Source organism: Salipiger sp. (assembly GCF_059781815.1).
The window spans coordinates 1-13,382 of record NZ_JBYNAH010000145.1 but is presented as its reverse complement, the minus strand read 5'-3'; the positions used below and the strand labels follow the sequence as shown (position 1 = coordinate 13,382).

12 protein-coding genes are annotated in these 13,382 nt (G+C 69.4%); 11 read left to right on the top strand and 1 reads right to left on the bottom strand.

All coding sequences use genetic code 11. The features are described 5' to 3' along the window. From AC6RA4_RS16335 to AC6RA4_RS16320, 4 genes are all read left to right on the top strand, one after another. Nucleotides 1-1,370: acetate--CoA ligase family protein (locus tag AC6RA4_RS16335; RefSeq protein ID WP_500162124.1), on the top strand; the 1,370-nt coding region annotated here is incomplete at its 5' end. After that, nucleotides 1,360-2,223 carry a MaoC/PaaZ C-terminal domain-containing protein gene (locus AC6RA4_RS16330; protein ID WP_500162122.1) on the top strand — a complete coding sequence of 288 codons (864 nt, stop codon included), beginning with the start codon at nucleotides 1,360-1,362 and terminating at the stop codon, nucleotides 2,221-2,223. The genes AC6RA4_RS16335 and AC6RA4_RS16330, both read left to right, overlap by 11 nt. Then, nucleotides 2,220-2,981, top strand: coding sequence for an enoyl-CoA hydratase/isomerase family protein (locus AC6RA4_RS16325; protein ID WP_500162120.1), 762 nt, complete (start codon nucleotides 2,220-2,222; stop codon nucleotides 2,979-2,981). Before AC6RA4_RS16330 ends, AC6RA4_RS16325 begins: the two co-directional genes overlap by 4 nt. Beyond that, the gene (locus AC6RA4_RS16320) at nucleotides 2,975-4,426 is read left to right on the top strand and encodes a hypothetical protein (RefSeq protein ID WP_500162118.1); all 1,452 of its coding nucleotides are present in this window, start codon (nucleotides 2,975-2,977) and stop codon (nucleotides 4,424-4,426) included. Before AC6RA4_RS16325 ends, AC6RA4_RS16320 begins: the two co-directional genes overlap by 7 nt. 70 nt (nucleotides 4,427-4,496) lie before the next feature. On the opposite strand, the gene AC6RA4_RS16315 is transcribed toward AC6RA4_RS16320, so the two are convergent. Further along, on the bottom strand, nucleotides 4,497-5,423 hold the full coding sequence (locus tag AC6RA4_RS16315; protein ID WP_500162116.1) for a LysR family transcriptional regulator: 927 nt from the start codon (nucleotides 5,421-5,423) through the stop codon (nucleotides 4,497-4,499). Between the two features lie 182 nt (nucleotides 5,424-5,605). Here AC6RA4_RS16315 and AC6RA4_RS16310 point away from each other — a divergent pair, with 182 nt between their 5' ends. From AC6RA4_RS16310 to AC6RA4_RS16280, 7 genes are all read left to right on the top strand, one after another. Further along, nucleotides 5,606-6,736, top strand: a complete 1,131-nt coding sequence (locus AC6RA4_RS16310; protein ID WP_500162114.1) for a TAXI family TRAP transporter solute-binding subunit — start codon at nucleotides 5,606-5,608, stop codon at nucleotides 6,734-6,736. 73 nt (nucleotides 6,737-6,809) lie between these two features. Further along, nucleotides 6,810-8,762, top strand: coding sequence for a TRAP transporter permease (locus AC6RA4_RS16305; protein ID WP_500162113.1), 1,953 nt, complete (start codon nucleotides 6,810-6,812; stop codon nucleotides 8,760-8,762). An 11-nt stretch (nucleotides 8,763-8,773) separates the two neighbouring features. Continuing rightward, nucleotides 8,774-9,439 carry a 3-oxoacid CoA-transferase subunit A gene (locus AC6RA4_RS16300; protein ID WP_500162111.1) on the top strand — a complete coding sequence of 222 codons (666 nt, stop codon included), beginning with the start codon at nucleotides 8,774-8,776 and terminating at the stop codon, nucleotides 9,437-9,439. 11 nt (nucleotides 9,440-9,450) lie between these two features. Then, entirely contained in the window at nucleotides 9,451-10,086 is a 636-nt protein-coding gene (locus tag AC6RA4_RS16295; RefSeq protein ID WP_500162126.1) for a 3-oxoacid CoA-transferase subunit B, read from the top strand. 50 nt (nucleotides 10,087-10,136) lie between these two features. After that, nucleotides 10,137-10,958 carry an HpcH/HpaI aldolase/citrate lyase family protein gene (locus tag AC6RA4_RS16290; RefSeq protein WP_500162109.1) on the top strand — a complete coding sequence of 274 codons (822 nt, stop codon included), beginning with the start codon at nucleotides 10,137-10,139 and terminating at the stop codon, nucleotides 10,956-10,958. A 50-nt stretch (nucleotides 10,959-11,008) separates the two neighbouring features. Further along, nucleotides 11,009-11,974 (top strand): NAD(P)H-dependent flavin oxidoreductase, encoded by a 966-nt coding sequence (locus AC6RA4_RS16285; RefSeq protein WP_500162107.1) that lies wholly within the window; start codon nucleotides 11,009-11,011, stop codon nucleotides 11,972-11,974. A gap of 12 nt (nucleotides 11,975-11,986) precedes the next feature. After that, a complete protein-coding gene (locus AC6RA4_RS16280) occupies nucleotides 11,987-13,315 on the top strand; it encodes an MmgE/PrpD family protein (protein ID WP_500162105.1) in 1,329 nt (442 codons plus the stop codon). Nucleotides 13,316-13,382 lie beyond the last annotated feature (67 nt).

Here is a 13,382-nt window from a genome sequence, read left to right as displayed (position 1 = left end):
GCTCGGCGGTGGGCGCGCGGGCCGCGGCCTCGCACACCGCCTCGCTCACCGGCGATGCGGTGGTGGCCGATGCGGTGCTCTCGGATCACGGCGCGATCATCCTGCGTGACCCGGAATCGATGATGGATATCGCCTACGCCGCCTCGAAGAAGGTGCTGCCGTCGCAGCATTCCCTCGGCGTGGTCACCGTCAGCGGCGGCGCCGGCATCGTGGCCAGCGACGAGGCCGAGCGCATCGGCCTGCCGATGCCCTCGATGCCCGAGGACGCGCAGGCCAAGCTCCTCGAAGTGTTGCCCTACGCCTCGGCGGTCAACCCGCTCGACTGCACCGCGCAGGCGCTGAATGAGCCGGCGCTGCTCGAGCAGTTCACCCGCGCCGGGCTCGAGGAGGGCGGCTATGGCGCCGTGCTCTGCTTCCTGACCTACGTGGCGGGCAGCGAGACGCTCTCGAAGGTCATCCTCGAGGCGATGGCGCCGCTGCGCGCTGCGTTTCCCGACCGCATCATCGCCTTCTGTGCGCTGGGCCAGCCCGAGGTGCTGCGCCGCTACGACGATGCCGGCATCCTGATCTTCAACGATCCCTGCCGCGCGGTGCGCGCGCTCGACGCGGTGCTGCGGCTGGGTTCGGCGCAGGCCGCGACCGCCAAAGTCGCGCTGCCGGAGCCGAAGCTCGTGCAACTGCCCGCCAGCAGCCCCGACGAGGCCGAGGCCAAGGCGTTGCTCGCCGAGGCGGGCATCAAGGCCGCGCCCGAAAAGGCAGTGCAGAGCGCGGAGGAGGCGGTCGCCGCCGCCGAAGGTTTCGGCTTCCCGGTGGTGATGAAGATCCTGTCGCCCGACATCCTGCACAAGTCCGACATCGGCGCGGTCAAGCTCAACATCCGCGACGCCGATGGCGTGCGCGCCGCCCATGCCGACATCCTCTCCGCCGCCGCGACCCATGCCCCAGAGGCCCGGGTCAGCGGCGTGCTGGTGGCCAGGCAGCTCTCGGGCGGGGTCGAGTGCCTGATGGGCATCAACCGCGATCCGACCTTCGGCCCGGTGGCGGTGTTCGGGCTTGGCGGCATCTTCGTCGAGCTGCTGAACGACGTGGCGCTGCGGGCCTGTCCCTTCGGCCCCGAGACGGCGCGCGAGATGATCCTGTCGATCCGCAGCGCGGCGATCCTGCAGGGCGCGCGCGGCGCTGCCCCGGCGGATATCGATGCGCTGGCCGATATGCTCTCGAAGCTCTCGGTCTTTGCCGCCGGCGCCGGTGAACGGCTGGTCTCGATCGACCTCAACCCGGTGCTCGCGATGCCCGAGGGGCAGGGCGCCTACGCGCTCGACGCCGTCATCGAGCTCGACGCGCAGGAGGTCACCGCCGATGGCCATTGACTATGACCACCTGATGACTTTCGACATCCCCGAAGTGCGCCAGAGCTATGGCGCCGAGGAGGTGGCGCGGTTCGGGCTTACCGTGGGCATGGGGCAGGATCCGATGGACCTGCGCCAGCTGGCTTACGTGGGCGCGCTGGCCGATGATGCGCGGGCGATGCCGGCCATCGTCAACGTGCTGGGCCATCCCGGCTTCTGGCTCGGCAACCCCGAGACCGGGGTCGATGCGCTGAAGCTGGTGCATGGCGAGCAGGGCATCACCCTTCACCACCCGATCCCGCCCGAGGCCAGCATCGTGGGCAAGACCCGCGTCACCGGGCTTGTCGACAAGGGCGAGGGGCGTGGCGCGCTGCTCTACTACGAAAAAGAGATCCGCGATGCCGAGACGGGCCTGCATCTGGCGACCTGCCGGGGCACCACCTTCCTGCGCGGTGATGGCGGTTTCGGCGGGCCGGACGGTCCGGTGAAGCAGGCGCACGCTCTGCCCGAGACCGAGCCGGATCACGTGTTCGACACGCCGACCCGCCCCGAGCAGGCGCTGTATTACCGCTGGAACGCCGATCCCAACCCGCTGCATCTCGATCCGCGCGTGGCCGAGAAGGCGGGCTTTGAACGGCCGATCCTGCATGGGCTCTGCACCTTCGGCTTCGCGGCGCACGCGCTGTTGGCGGTGATGTGCGATTACGACGCCACGCGCTTCGGTTCGATGGACGCGCGCTTCACCGCCTTCGTCTACCCGGGCGAGACGCTGCGCACCGAGATCTGGAACGACGGCAGCTTCCGCACGCGGGTGCTCGAGCGCGACAAGATCGCCATCGGCAACGGGCTCTTCAAGCGACGGGAGGCGGCATGAGCATCGAGATCAAGACCGACGGGGAGGGGCTCTGCACCATCACCCTGAACGAGCCGGCGCGGCGCAACCCGATCGGCCATGCGGCCCGGCTCGAGCTGCGCGCCGCCCTGGGCGCGGCGGCGGAGGATGACGCGGTGCGCGCCGTGGTGCTGACCGGCGCCGGCGGGCATTTCTCGGCCGGTGGCGACATCCGAGACCAGGGTCAGCGCAGCCCCGGCGGCCATCGCGAGCGCTTTTCGGTGATCGCCGACATGGTGACCCGCATGGCGCGCTTCCCCAAGCCGCTGGTGGCGGCGATCGAGGGCTGGGCGGCGGGCGGCGGCTTTGCCCTCGCCATGGCCTGCCCGATGGTGGTGGCCTCGCGCGAGGCGCGCTTCACCGCCGCCTTCACCAAGATCGGGCTGATGCCCGACATGGGTCTCTTCGCGACGCTGCCGGCGCGCATCGGCCCGGCAAAGACCCGGCGCCTGCTGCTCGACAACCGGGTGATCGACGCCCCAGAGGCGCAGGATCTCGGCATCACCGATGCGCTGGCCGAGCCCGGCGAGGCGGCGCGGCTGGCCGGAGAGCTGGCGCTGAAGGAGGCCGAGACGGCCCCGCTGGCGCGACAGTTCATCCTCGACTGGTTCGCCCGCGATCTCGCCGAGGCGCTCGACTACGAGGCGACGCTGCAGCCGACGCTGATCAACAGCGCAGACGCCGCCGAGGGCCGCGCAGCCTTTGCCGAGAAGAGGCGGCCGCAGTTCCGCGGATGCTGACGGCGGGGGGCAGCCTCTCCCCCGGTAGGGCCGGCGCGGACGGCAGCGCCGGGCTGCGGCGCGTGCTGATGGCGGGGGTCATGCTGGCGGCGCTGGTGCTGGTCTTCGTGGACTCGAAACTGGTGACCGGCGCGGCGGTGGCCGCGCTGGTGTTCTACCTCGGGCTCGCTCGACGCCAGTTCGGCTTCGGGACATGGGTGCCGGTGCTGATGGCGCTGGCCGGGCTCGGAGCGGCGCTCTGGCAAGGGGTCGAGCCGGCGCTGCTCTGGCAGGGCGCCGACCGGATGCTGTTTCTCGCGGCGCTCATCGCCATGCTGGGCACGTTGCGCTCGGCCGCCGCCATCGCGCCGGAGGTGCACCGGGCCGGGCTCTACGTCACCGGCCAGCCCGCATCGCGGCGCTATCTCGCGATGACCGGGGGCGGGCATCTCTTTGGCGTGCTGATCAATTTCGGCGGGCTGGCGCTGCTGCTCGATCTCGCCACGCGCTCGATGTCGTCGGAGGCGGCGGCACAGTTGCCGCCCGAGGCCCGCGAGGCGCGCCTGCGGCGGATGACCATGGCAGTGGTCCGGGGCTTTTCGCTGATCTCGCTCTGGTCGCCCTTCGGCTTTGCCACCAACGCCATCCTGATCGCGGTGCCGGGGCTGAGCTACCTGAGCTTCGGCCCGATCGGCTTTGCCATGTCCTTCGTCTTCATCGCCATCGGCTGGCTGTTCGATTTCCTCGACGGGCGGCGCTTCCGCCGCCTTGGCCTGCCGCGCCCAAGCCCGCCGCCGGGCAGCTGGACCGGCGCCGCGGCGCTGGTCGGCCACGTGCTGGCGCTGGGCACGGCGGTGTTCCTCGTTCACGAACTGACGCCGCTGAGCTTCCAGCAGGGGCTGATCTGCGCGGTGCCGTGCTACGCGCTGCTCTGGGCGGCGGCCTCGAGCCGCCATGCGCCGGGCGGGCCGGTCGCGGGCGTGGCCGAGGCGGCACGCGCCACCTGGGGGCGGCTCGGCGGGCTGGGCTCGGAGGTCGGCGTCTTCGCCTCGGCGGGGTTCCTGCCGGTGGTGCTCTTGGAGCTGATCCCGGCCGAGGATCTGCGGGCGGTGATCTCGGGGCTGGGGCTCGGCCCGGTGGCGCTGGCGCTGGGGATCTCATACGCGATTTTCGGGCTGGCGCTGATCGGGGTGAACCCGATCGTGGTGGCCTCGGTGCTGGGGGCGATCGGCTCGCAACTCGCCGTGCCCGGGCTCAGCGACACCGCCATCGCGCTGGCGATCACCGGCGGCTGGACGGCGGTGATCGGGCTTTCGCCCTTCATCACGACGCTGGTGATCTGCTCGGCCATCGTCGGGCGCAGCACGACGACCATCGGGTTGCGATGGAACGGCCCCTATTGCCTGGCCATCCTCGCGGTCTGGTCGCTGATGCTGGCGGGGCTGATGCTGGGCGGCCTGATCTGACGCATCGTTATCAATGCGTTAGAGGCATGATTGTGATATCAGAAATGCCTTCAGGGCATTCTGTTCGTGCTCAAAGTGTTGTCCCCGGCCATTGGCCGGAGGCCACCATCGCGTGCACCTCGGAGGTGAGGAAATCGGCGAAGCTGGTGGTCAGGCGCGAGCCGGGCCGGTTCAGCGGCGTCATCAGCACCAGCGTCCGGTCGATGGTGCGCCGCACGATGGGGCGGGCGATCAGCCGGCCCTCGCGGACCTGGTGGATCACGCTGACCAGCGGCAGGATCGTTCCGCCCAGCCCGCGCTCGACGAAGGCGAGCATGGTGGGCAGGATGTCGATCTCGAGCACGACGTTGAGATCGATGTGCTCCTCATGCGCGATGGCCTCGACGCGGCCGCGCAGACCGTGCTCGGGATTGGGCAGGATGAGCGGCTGTTCCAGCGCCTCGCGGGCATGGATCGGCACTCCGTCGCGGGCGCCTTCGACATTGGCGGACTGGATCAGGAAAAGCTGTTCCATGATAATCGGTTGCGCCTTGATCGAGGGGGATTTCTGACCTTCGTAGGCGACCCCCAGATCGATCTTGCCGCGCAGCAGCCAATCCTGCACGTGGCCGCTGAATCCCGAGATGATCCGCAGCTTCACCTCGGGGTAGTCCTGCATCGTCCGCTCGATCAGATGGGTGGCCAGAATCTCGGACACCGTGGGCGGCAGACCCAGCGTCACGGTGCCTGAAAGCGGCGCGCTGTGACCCGAGATATCGCCCGCCAGATCCTCGACCTCCTCGAGGATCGCCTTGGCCCTGCGGGCCAGCCGGATGCCCTCTTCGGTGGGCATGACGCCGCGCCCGTGGCGGCGCAGAAGCGACACGCTCAGCTCCTCCTCAAGCGCCTTCACCTGACGGCTCAGGGCAGGCTGCGCGATGTTCAGACGCTCGGCCGCGGCGGTGATGCTGCTGAGCTCGACCACCTGGATGAAGTTGCGAAGCTGGCGGAAATCCATTCATGCCTCATCTGTATCTCTGATATGTTTATAATGCATTTGAATCATACGTGCCAGTCAGACACTGTCGCTCATAGGGAGAGAACTGTCCGGCCGATTGCTGAGAAATCGCGATCGTTGCCCGAGCAAGGCCGCAGGAGGATGCGCCGCCGGACAGGCACTCGCCGCATTGGGAGGATTACATGACGACCAGATTCAAACTCGGGGCTGCCGTGGGCGGCCTGATGGCGCTTTGCGGCCTGAACGCATCGGCGCAGGAGCTGCCCGGCACCATGGTGTGGACATCCTACGATGTGGGCTCCGCCGGCTACGCCGAAGCCTCGGCCATCGCCGACGCCTTCGGCAAGCAGTTCGGCACCCGCGTGCGCATCCAGCCCTCGGGCAGCGGCATCGGCCGTCTGCAGCCGCTGCTGCAGGGCCGCGCCGACTATGCTTTCCTTGCCACCGAAGCGTTCTTCATGGCCGAGGGCGCGTTCGACTTCGCGACCCCGGACTGGGGCCCGCGCGAACTTCGCGCCGTGGCCGGCCGCCCGGCGGGCATCACGCTGATCGCCGCCGGCGATGCCGGCATCGAGACCGTGGCCGACGCGCGTGGCAAGCGCATCGCCTTCGTCGCCGGCAACCCGTCGGTCAACGTCAAATGCGAGGCCATCCTGGCCTTTGGCGGGCTGACCCTCGACGATGTCGAGGTGGTGACCTTCCCGACCTACGCCTCGGCCATGTCGTCGATGACGCGCAACGAATCCGACGCCACCTGCACCACGCCGACCACCAGCCAGCTCTACGAACTGGCCGAGAGCCCGCGCGGCATCCACTACGCGCCGCTCGAGGCCGACAACGCGGCGGGCTGGGAAGGCCTGCTGAAGGTGCTGCCGATCATGGGGCCGTCCGACGAGGACGTTGCCGCCGGCCTGAAGGAAGGCGAGATCGCCAAGATGGCCGCCTACCGCTACCCGGTGATCACCACCACGGTCGAGAAATCCGCCGACGAGGTCTATGCCTTCATCAAGGGGCTCGACGAGACCTACGATCTCTACAAGGACGGTACCGCCACCATGGCGCGCTGGACGCTGGAGAAATCCGGCAAGCCGGCGATCGACGTGCCGTTCCACGAGGGCGCCGTGCGCTACCTCAAGGAAAAGGGCATCTGGACCGCCGAGGACGATGCCTGGAACGAGAAGCGCACCCAGCGCATGAACGCGCTCGTCGAGGCCTGGGGCAGCTTCAAATCCGAGAACGAGGGCCTGTCGGAAGAAGACTTCGCCGCCGCCTGGATGGCGCGCCGCGCCGAGGTCGTCGCCGGCCTGAACTGAGCCACCGCGCGCTGATCGTGCCCCCGGCGGTCCGCCCGCCGGGGGACAATTCTTGCCAGATCAGGACGAGATCATGGATTCCGAACAGACCCCCGCGGCAGCTGCGCCGGAGGCGAGCGCTGCATATGCCGAGCCCGCCTCCGCCATCCAGACGGCCATCCGCGCGATCGTGATGGTGCTTGGCGCGCTTGGCGTCACCATGGCGATCAACCAGCAGTTTCTCCTCAATATTTTCGGGTTCCAGCCGCTCGGCAACGCCTATCTCTATTACCTGATCGGCATCTTCCTCGCGCTGGCCTTCCTGACGCTGCCCGCCACCGCGATGAACCCGCGCCGGTTCTGGTGGCTCAATGTAATCCTCGCCATCGCGGCGATGGGCAGCGCCGGCTGGCTGGGCTTCCATGGGCTCGACATCATCCAGAAGGGCTGGGAATACGACGCGCCGCTGGGCGCCGACATTGCCGCCTCGGTGCTGATCGTGCTGGTGCTCGAGGGCGTGCGCCGGGCCGGCGGCCCGATCCTGCTGTTCACCGCGCTGCTCTTCGGCACCTATCCGCTTTATGCCGATTACATGCCGGGCTTCCTCTGGGGCACCGAGTATTCGCTGATCGGCACCGTCCGCGCCCATGTTCTGGGCGTTGAATCGATCATCGGCATCCCGATGCAGGTGGTGGCCGAGCTGGTCATCGGCTTCGTGATCTTCGGCTCGGTGCTGGTTGCCACCAAGGGCAGCGATTTCTTCATGGAGCTGGCCTCGGCGCTGCTTGGCCACAGCCGTGGCGGGCCCGCCAAGGTCGCCGTGATGGGCTCGGGCATCCTCGGCTCGCTCTCGGGCAGCGTGATCTCCAACATCCTGACCTCGGGGCCGTTCTCGATCCCGACCATGCGCCGGGTGGGCTATCCCTCGCATTACGCTGCCGCCGTCGAGGCCTGCGCCTCCACCGGTGCGACCCTGATGCCGCCGGTGATGGGCACCGTGGCCTTCGTCATGGCCTCGTTCCTCGGCGTGCAGTACTCGACCATCGTGATCGCCGCGGTGATCCCGGCGATCCTGTTCTACGTGGCGCTGCTGTTCCAGGTCGACATGTACGCCGCGCGCCGCGGCCTCAAGGGCCTGCCGCGCAGCGAGACGCCGCCGATCTGGCCGGTGCTGAAGACCGGCTGGCCCTATCTGCTGAGCCTTGCCGTGCTGATCTTCGTGCTGATGGGGCTGCGCATGGAAGCGCGCTCGCCCTATTACGCCTCCGTGGTGATGCTGCTCGCCACCGCGTTCCGCAAGGAAACCCGCCTGACGCTGGCCCGCGCCAAGGACCTGCTGCTCGACATCTCCTGCAACATCGCGAGCCTCGTGGCCGTGCTGGCGGGCATCGGGCTGGTGGTCGGCGGCCTCTCCTATACCGGCGTCGCCGGGGCGTTCTCGCGCGAGCTGCTGCTCTACGCCGGTGGCAACACCGCGCTGATGCTGATCGCGGGGGCGGTGACGAGCTTTGTCCTCGGCATGGGGATGACGGTGACGGCCTGCTACATCTTCCTGTCGATCCTGCTGGCTCCGGCGCTGGTGCAGGCCGGGCTCAACCCGATCGCCAGCCACCTCTTCATCCTGTACTGGGGCATGCTCTCCTACATCACGCCCCCGGTGGCGCTGGCGGCGATCACCGCGGCCAACGTGGCGGGCTCCAAGCCGATGAAGACCGGTTTCCACGCCATGCGCCTCGGCATGCCGCTCTTCGTGCTGCCCTTCATCTTCGTCTACGACCCGGCGCTGATCATGGAAGGCAGCTGGCTGCAGATCATCGAGCGCGTCGGCCTCACGGTGCTGGCGATCTGGGCGATCACCTCGGCCTTCGAGAGCTGGATCTACAAGGTCGGCCGCATCGGCATCGCCAGCCGCATCGCCTTCGGGGCAGGGGGCATCCTGATCCTCTTCCCCGAGCTCACCACCAGCCTGATCGGGGCGGCGGTGCTGATCGGGGTGATCGTGGTGAACCTCGGCCTTGGCCGCCGTCGCGACACCGTGAAAGCCTGAGGGAGGACCAGATGGACAAGAGTGTCGACGATCTGGCGCGCGCGGTCGCGCCGGTCACCGATGGCGCGTCGGTGATGATCGGGGGCTTCGGCTCCTCCGGTATCCCCTTCGGGCTGATCGATGCGCTGCTCGAGCAGGGCGCCACCGGGCTCACGGTGATCTCGAACAATGCCGGGGCCGGCGAGACCGGCATCGCCAAGCTGCTGAAGGCGGGCCGGGTCGCCAAGGTGATCTGCTCCTACCCGCGCACGCCGGGCTCGATCTGGTTCGAACAGCGCTTCGAGGCCGGCGAGGTCGCGCTCGAGGTGGTGCCGCAGGGCACGCTGGCCGAGCGCATCCGCGCCGCGGGCGCCGGGCTCGGCGGCTTCCTGACGCCGACGGCCTACGGGACTAAGCTCGCCGAGGGCAAGGAGACGAGGGTGATCGACGGGCGCGGCTACGTGCTCGAGGCCCCGCTGCCGGCGGATTTCGCGCTGATCCGCGCCGATCGCGGCGACAAGTGGGGCAATCTCAACTTCCACGCCACCGCCCGCAACTTCAATCCGGTGATGGCGATGGCGGCGAAACACGCCGTGGCTGAGGTGCGCGAGCTCTCCGATGCACCGCTCGATCCCGAGAGCGTGGTGACGCCGGGGATCTTCGTGAAGGGCGTGGTGGAATACGGGGTGAGACCATGAACGTGATGACGATGAACGCGCTCGACGATGCCCAGCTTGCCGCCCGCGTCGCGCAGGACATCCCCGATGGCTCTTACGTGAACCTCGGGATCGGCAAGCCCACCCATGTCTCGGGCCACGTGCCCGAGGGGCGCGAGGTGATCTATCACTCCGAGAACGGCATCCTCGGCGTCGGCCCGACGCCCGCTTCGGGCACCGAGGACCCGGAGCTGATCGACGCCAGCAAGCGCTATGTCACCGCCGCCCAGGGCGCGGCCTATTTCGAGCATTCCGACAGCTTCGCGATGATGCGCGGCGGCCATATCGACATCGCCGTCCTCGGTGCCTACCAGGTGGCCGAGACCGGCGATCTGGCCAATTGGGCGACGCTCGACGAAACCTATCCCCCGGCGGTCGGTGGCGCGATGGACCTCGTGGTGGGCGTGCCGACGATCTTCGTCATGATGCGCCACGTGAACCGCGACGGCAGCCCCAAGCTCCTGAAGCGCTGCAGCTATCCGCTCACCGGGCTCGGTGTGGTGAGCCGGGTCTATACCGATCTCGCGGTGCTCGACGTCACGCCCGAGGGCTTCCGCCTCGTCGAGCTCACCCCCGGCAACAGCTTCGACGCGGTGCAGGCCGTGACCGAGGCGCGCATCCTCACCTGATGGTCCGGGGCGCGCCTGCCGGGCCGCGCGCGCGCAAGGCCGCCGCGCCGATGCCGAGCGCGCTGCCGGAGCGCAGCCCGTTCTTCCCGCTCTTCGTCTCCGCCGACCGGCCCGACCTCTTCGAGAAGGCCTGTAACGCCGGCGCCGATGCGGTGATGATCGATTTCGAGGATTCGGTGCCGCCCGAGAGCAAGGCGCTGGTGCGGCGCATTCCGCAAAGCGCGCTGCCGGCGCAGCGCCCGGTGCCGATCTACCTGCGCCTCAACGGCGCCGCCACACCGTGGTATCGCGACGACGTGGCCTTCGCCCGCGGCGCGGGCTTCGAGGGCGTGGTGCTGCCGAAGGTCGAGAGCGTGGCGCAGCTCTTGGCGCTGCGCGAGGCGCTGGGGGAGGGGCAGACCATCATCGCCCTCATCGAGACCATGCTGGGCCTCAGCCGGGTCGAGGAAATCGCCTGTGCCGCCGACCGTCTGGCCTTCGGCTCGCTCGACATCTGCGAGGATCTGGGCTGCGCCCACACCCGCATGGCGCTCTTGCCGCTGCGCAGCCGCATGGTGCAGGCGGCCCGGCTGGCTGGCCGCCCGGCACCGCTCGACGGGGTGAGCGTTTCGGTAGACGACGCGGCGCTGGTCTCCGATGAGGCGATGCATGCGGGCGAGCTGGGCTTCGGCGGCAAGTGCCTGATACATCCGCGCCAGGTCGCCCCGGCGCGCGCCGGCTTCTGCGCCGAGCAGCCGGATCTCGACTGGGCGCGCAACGTCATCGCCGCGGAGGCCGGAGAGCTCACCGCCGCCGCCGAGGCAGAGCTCATGCACTCGCCGGTGGTCGCCCGCGCAAGGAGGTTGCTGAACCGCGGCAAGGCAGGATTTTAGGCGCCGTCGGCCCCCCGAGCGGGCCCCGCGTCACGGAAATGGAGAAGATCATGACAGAGCATTCCCCCATCGAGGCGCTTGGCACCGGGCTCAGGCTGCCGCTGATCGGCGCGCCGATGTTTCTCGCCTCGGGCGTCGATTTGGTCGTGGCGCAATGCTGCGCCGGGGTGATCGGCACCTTCCCGGCGCTCAACGCGCGGCCCGCCGCGCAGCTCGACGACTGGCTGACCGAGATCGAGACCCGGCTCGCGGCCTATCGCCGCGAGACCGGCAAGCCCACCGCGCCCTTCGGTGTCAACCTGATCGTCAATGAGTACAACACAAGGCTGGAAGAGGATCTCGCGACGCTCGTGCGCCACGAGGTGCCGCTGGTCATCACCTCGCTCTCGGCGCCCGATAAGGTGGTCGAGGCGGTGCATGGCTATGGCGGGCTGGTGTTTCACGACGTCGTCAAGGCGCGCCACGCCCGCCGCGCCGCCCGCGCCGGGGTCGACGGGCTGATCCTCGTCTGCGCCGGGGCCGGCGGCCACGCCGGCACGCTCAGCCCGTTTGCGCTGGTCGAGGAAGTGCGCGCCTTCTGGGAGGGGCCGCTGGCGCTCTCGGGGGCCATCGCCAACGGCCGTTCGATCCTCGCCGCCGAGGCGCTGGGCTGCGATTTCGCCTATGCCGGCACCGTCTTCATCCCCACCGAGGAGGCCATCGCGCCCGAGGCCCACAAGCAGATGATCGTCGAGGCGGGCTCGGACGAGATTCTCTACACGCCGATGTTCTCCGGCACCCACGCCAACTACCTCGTGCCCAGCATCGCGGCGGCCGGCGTCGATCTCGACGAGGCGCGGCTGGCCCAGCCCCGCCGCATGGGGGCCAAGACCGACCCGGACCGTCCCAAGGCGTGGTCGCAGGTCTGGAGCGCCGGCCAGTCGGTCGGTCAGTCGACCGCGCTCGAGCCGACCGCCGCGCTGGTGGACCGGCTCGAGCGCGAATACCGCGCCGCCCGCGCCGCGCTCTGCTCCTGACAGGATCCCACGATGACACTTGCTGAAACGCTCGGCCGCTTCGCCGCCGATTGCCCCGCCGACGACCTGCGGATGATGCGCTTCGTCCGCTTCTCGCTGTTCGACTGGGCCACGGTGGGCCTTGCGGGGATCGACGAACCCGTCGCCCGCGCCGCCCGGCGCGTCGCCTTGGCCAGTGCGCCGGCGCAGGGCGGGGCGACGCTTCTTGGCGGAGGCCTTGCCGCACCCGCCGGCGCGGCGTTGGCCAATGGCGCCACCAGCCACGCGCTCGACTACGACGACACCCATTTCGGCCATATCGGCCACCCCAGCGTCGCGGTGATCCCGGCGGCGCTGGCGCTGGCCGAAGCGCGCGGCGCAGGTGGCGCGCAGCTGATGCAGGCGCTCGCCGTCGGGCTCGAGACCGCCTGCCGCGTCGGCGCCTGGCTCGGGCGGCCGCATTACGAGGCGGGCTTCCACCAGACCGGCACCTCCGGTGCCTTCGGCGCGACCGCCGCCGCCGGCCGCGTGCTGGGGCTCGACGCGGCTCAGATGGCGCAGGCGCTGAGCCTTGCCGCCACGCGCGCGGCGGGGCTCAAGAGCCAGTTCGGCACCATGGGCAAGCCGCTCAACGCGGGCTTCGCCGCCGAGCTCGGCGTGACCTGCGCACTCTTGGCAGAGGCTGGCGCGGGCTCGACACCAGAGGCCATCGAGGGCGCACAGGGTTTCGGCCCGACCCATGCCGGCCAGGCGAATGCAGTGGCGCTCGAGGGGCTGGGGGAGACTTGGGTCTTCCCGGCGATCTCCTACAAGTTCCACGCCTGTTGCCACGGTCTGCACGCCATGCTCGAGGCGCTGCGCGAGGCGAAGGCCGAGGGCATCACGCCGGAGGCGGTGGAGGCGGTCGAAATTCGCACCCATCCGCGTTGGCTCGCGGTGTGCAACCAGCCCGCGCCTGCCACCGGCCTGCAGGCCAAGTTCAGCTACCGCCTGACCGCGGCGATGAGCCTTGCCGGGCTCGATACCGCCGCGCTCGACGTCTACAGCGACGCCATCTGCGCGCGCCCCGACCTCGTGGCGCTGCGCGACCGGGTGAAGGTGGTGGCGGATGCTTCGGTCGAGGATACTGCCTCGGTGATCCATGTCACCGCGGGTGGCCGGGTGATCGCGGCCGGGCATGACGTGCTGGGCGACAGCGACCCGGAAAGGATCGAACCGCGACTGCGCGCGAAATCCGCAACGCTGCTCGGTGACACTGCCTGCACGTTGCTCTGGGAGGCAATCCGCGATGTCGACCGGCGGGACGGGCTTGCGGCATTGGCTGGACAGCTCGCATCGGGGCTGGGCGCGGCTCTGTCATGACGGAGGAGAGGGAGGGGGCGCTGCCCCCTCTTGGCGCTGTGCGCCAATTCACCCCCGAGGTATTTTG

Excerpts from the sequence above, each read along its gene's own strand:
- AC6RA4_RS16330 (WP_500162122.1), top strand. The coding sequence starts at position 1,360 with ATGGCCATTGACTATGACCACCTGATGACTTTCGACATCCCCGAAGTG.
- AC6RA4_RS16325 (WP_500162120.1), top strand. The coding sequence starts at position 2,220 with ATGAGCATCGAGATCAAGACCGACGGGGAGGGGCTCTGCACCATCACC.
- AC6RA4_RS16320 (WP_500162118.1), top strand. The coding sequence starts at position 2,975 with ATGCTGACGGCGGGGGGCAGCCTCTCCCCCGGTAGGGCCGGCGCGGAC.
- AC6RA4_RS16315 (WP_500162116.1), bottom strand. The coding sequence starts at position 5,423 with ATGGATTTCCGCCAGCTTCGCAACTTCATCCAGGTGGTCGAGCTCAGC.
- AC6RA4_RS16310 (WP_500162114.1), top strand. The coding sequence starts at position 5,606 with ATGACGACCAGATTCAAACTCGGGGCTGCCGTGGGCGGCCTGATGGCG.
- AC6RA4_RS16305 (WP_500162113.1), top strand. The coding sequence starts at position 6,810 with ATGGATTCCGAACAGACCCCCGCGGCAGCTGCGCCGGAGGCGAGCGCT.
- AC6RA4_RS16300 (WP_500162111.1), top strand. The coding sequence starts at position 8,774 with ATGGACAAGAGTGTCGACGATCTGGCGCGCGCGGTCGCGCCGGTCACC.
- AC6RA4_RS16295 (WP_500162126.1), top strand. The coding sequence starts at position 9,451 with ATGAACGCGCTCGACGATGCCCAGCTTGCCGCCCGCGTCGCGCAGGAC.
- AC6RA4_RS16290 (WP_500162109.1), top strand. The coding sequence starts at position 10,137 with ATGCCGAGCGCGCTGCCGGAGCGCAGCCCGTTCTTCCCGCTCTTCGTC.
- AC6RA4_RS16285 (WP_500162107.1), top strand. The coding sequence starts at position 11,009 with ATGACAGAGCATTCCCCCATCGAGGCGCTTGGCACCGGGCTCAGGCTG.
- AC6RA4_RS16280 (WP_500162105.1), top strand. The coding sequence starts at position 11,987 with ATGACACTTGCTGAAACGCTCGGCCGCTTCGCCGCCGATTGCCCCGCC.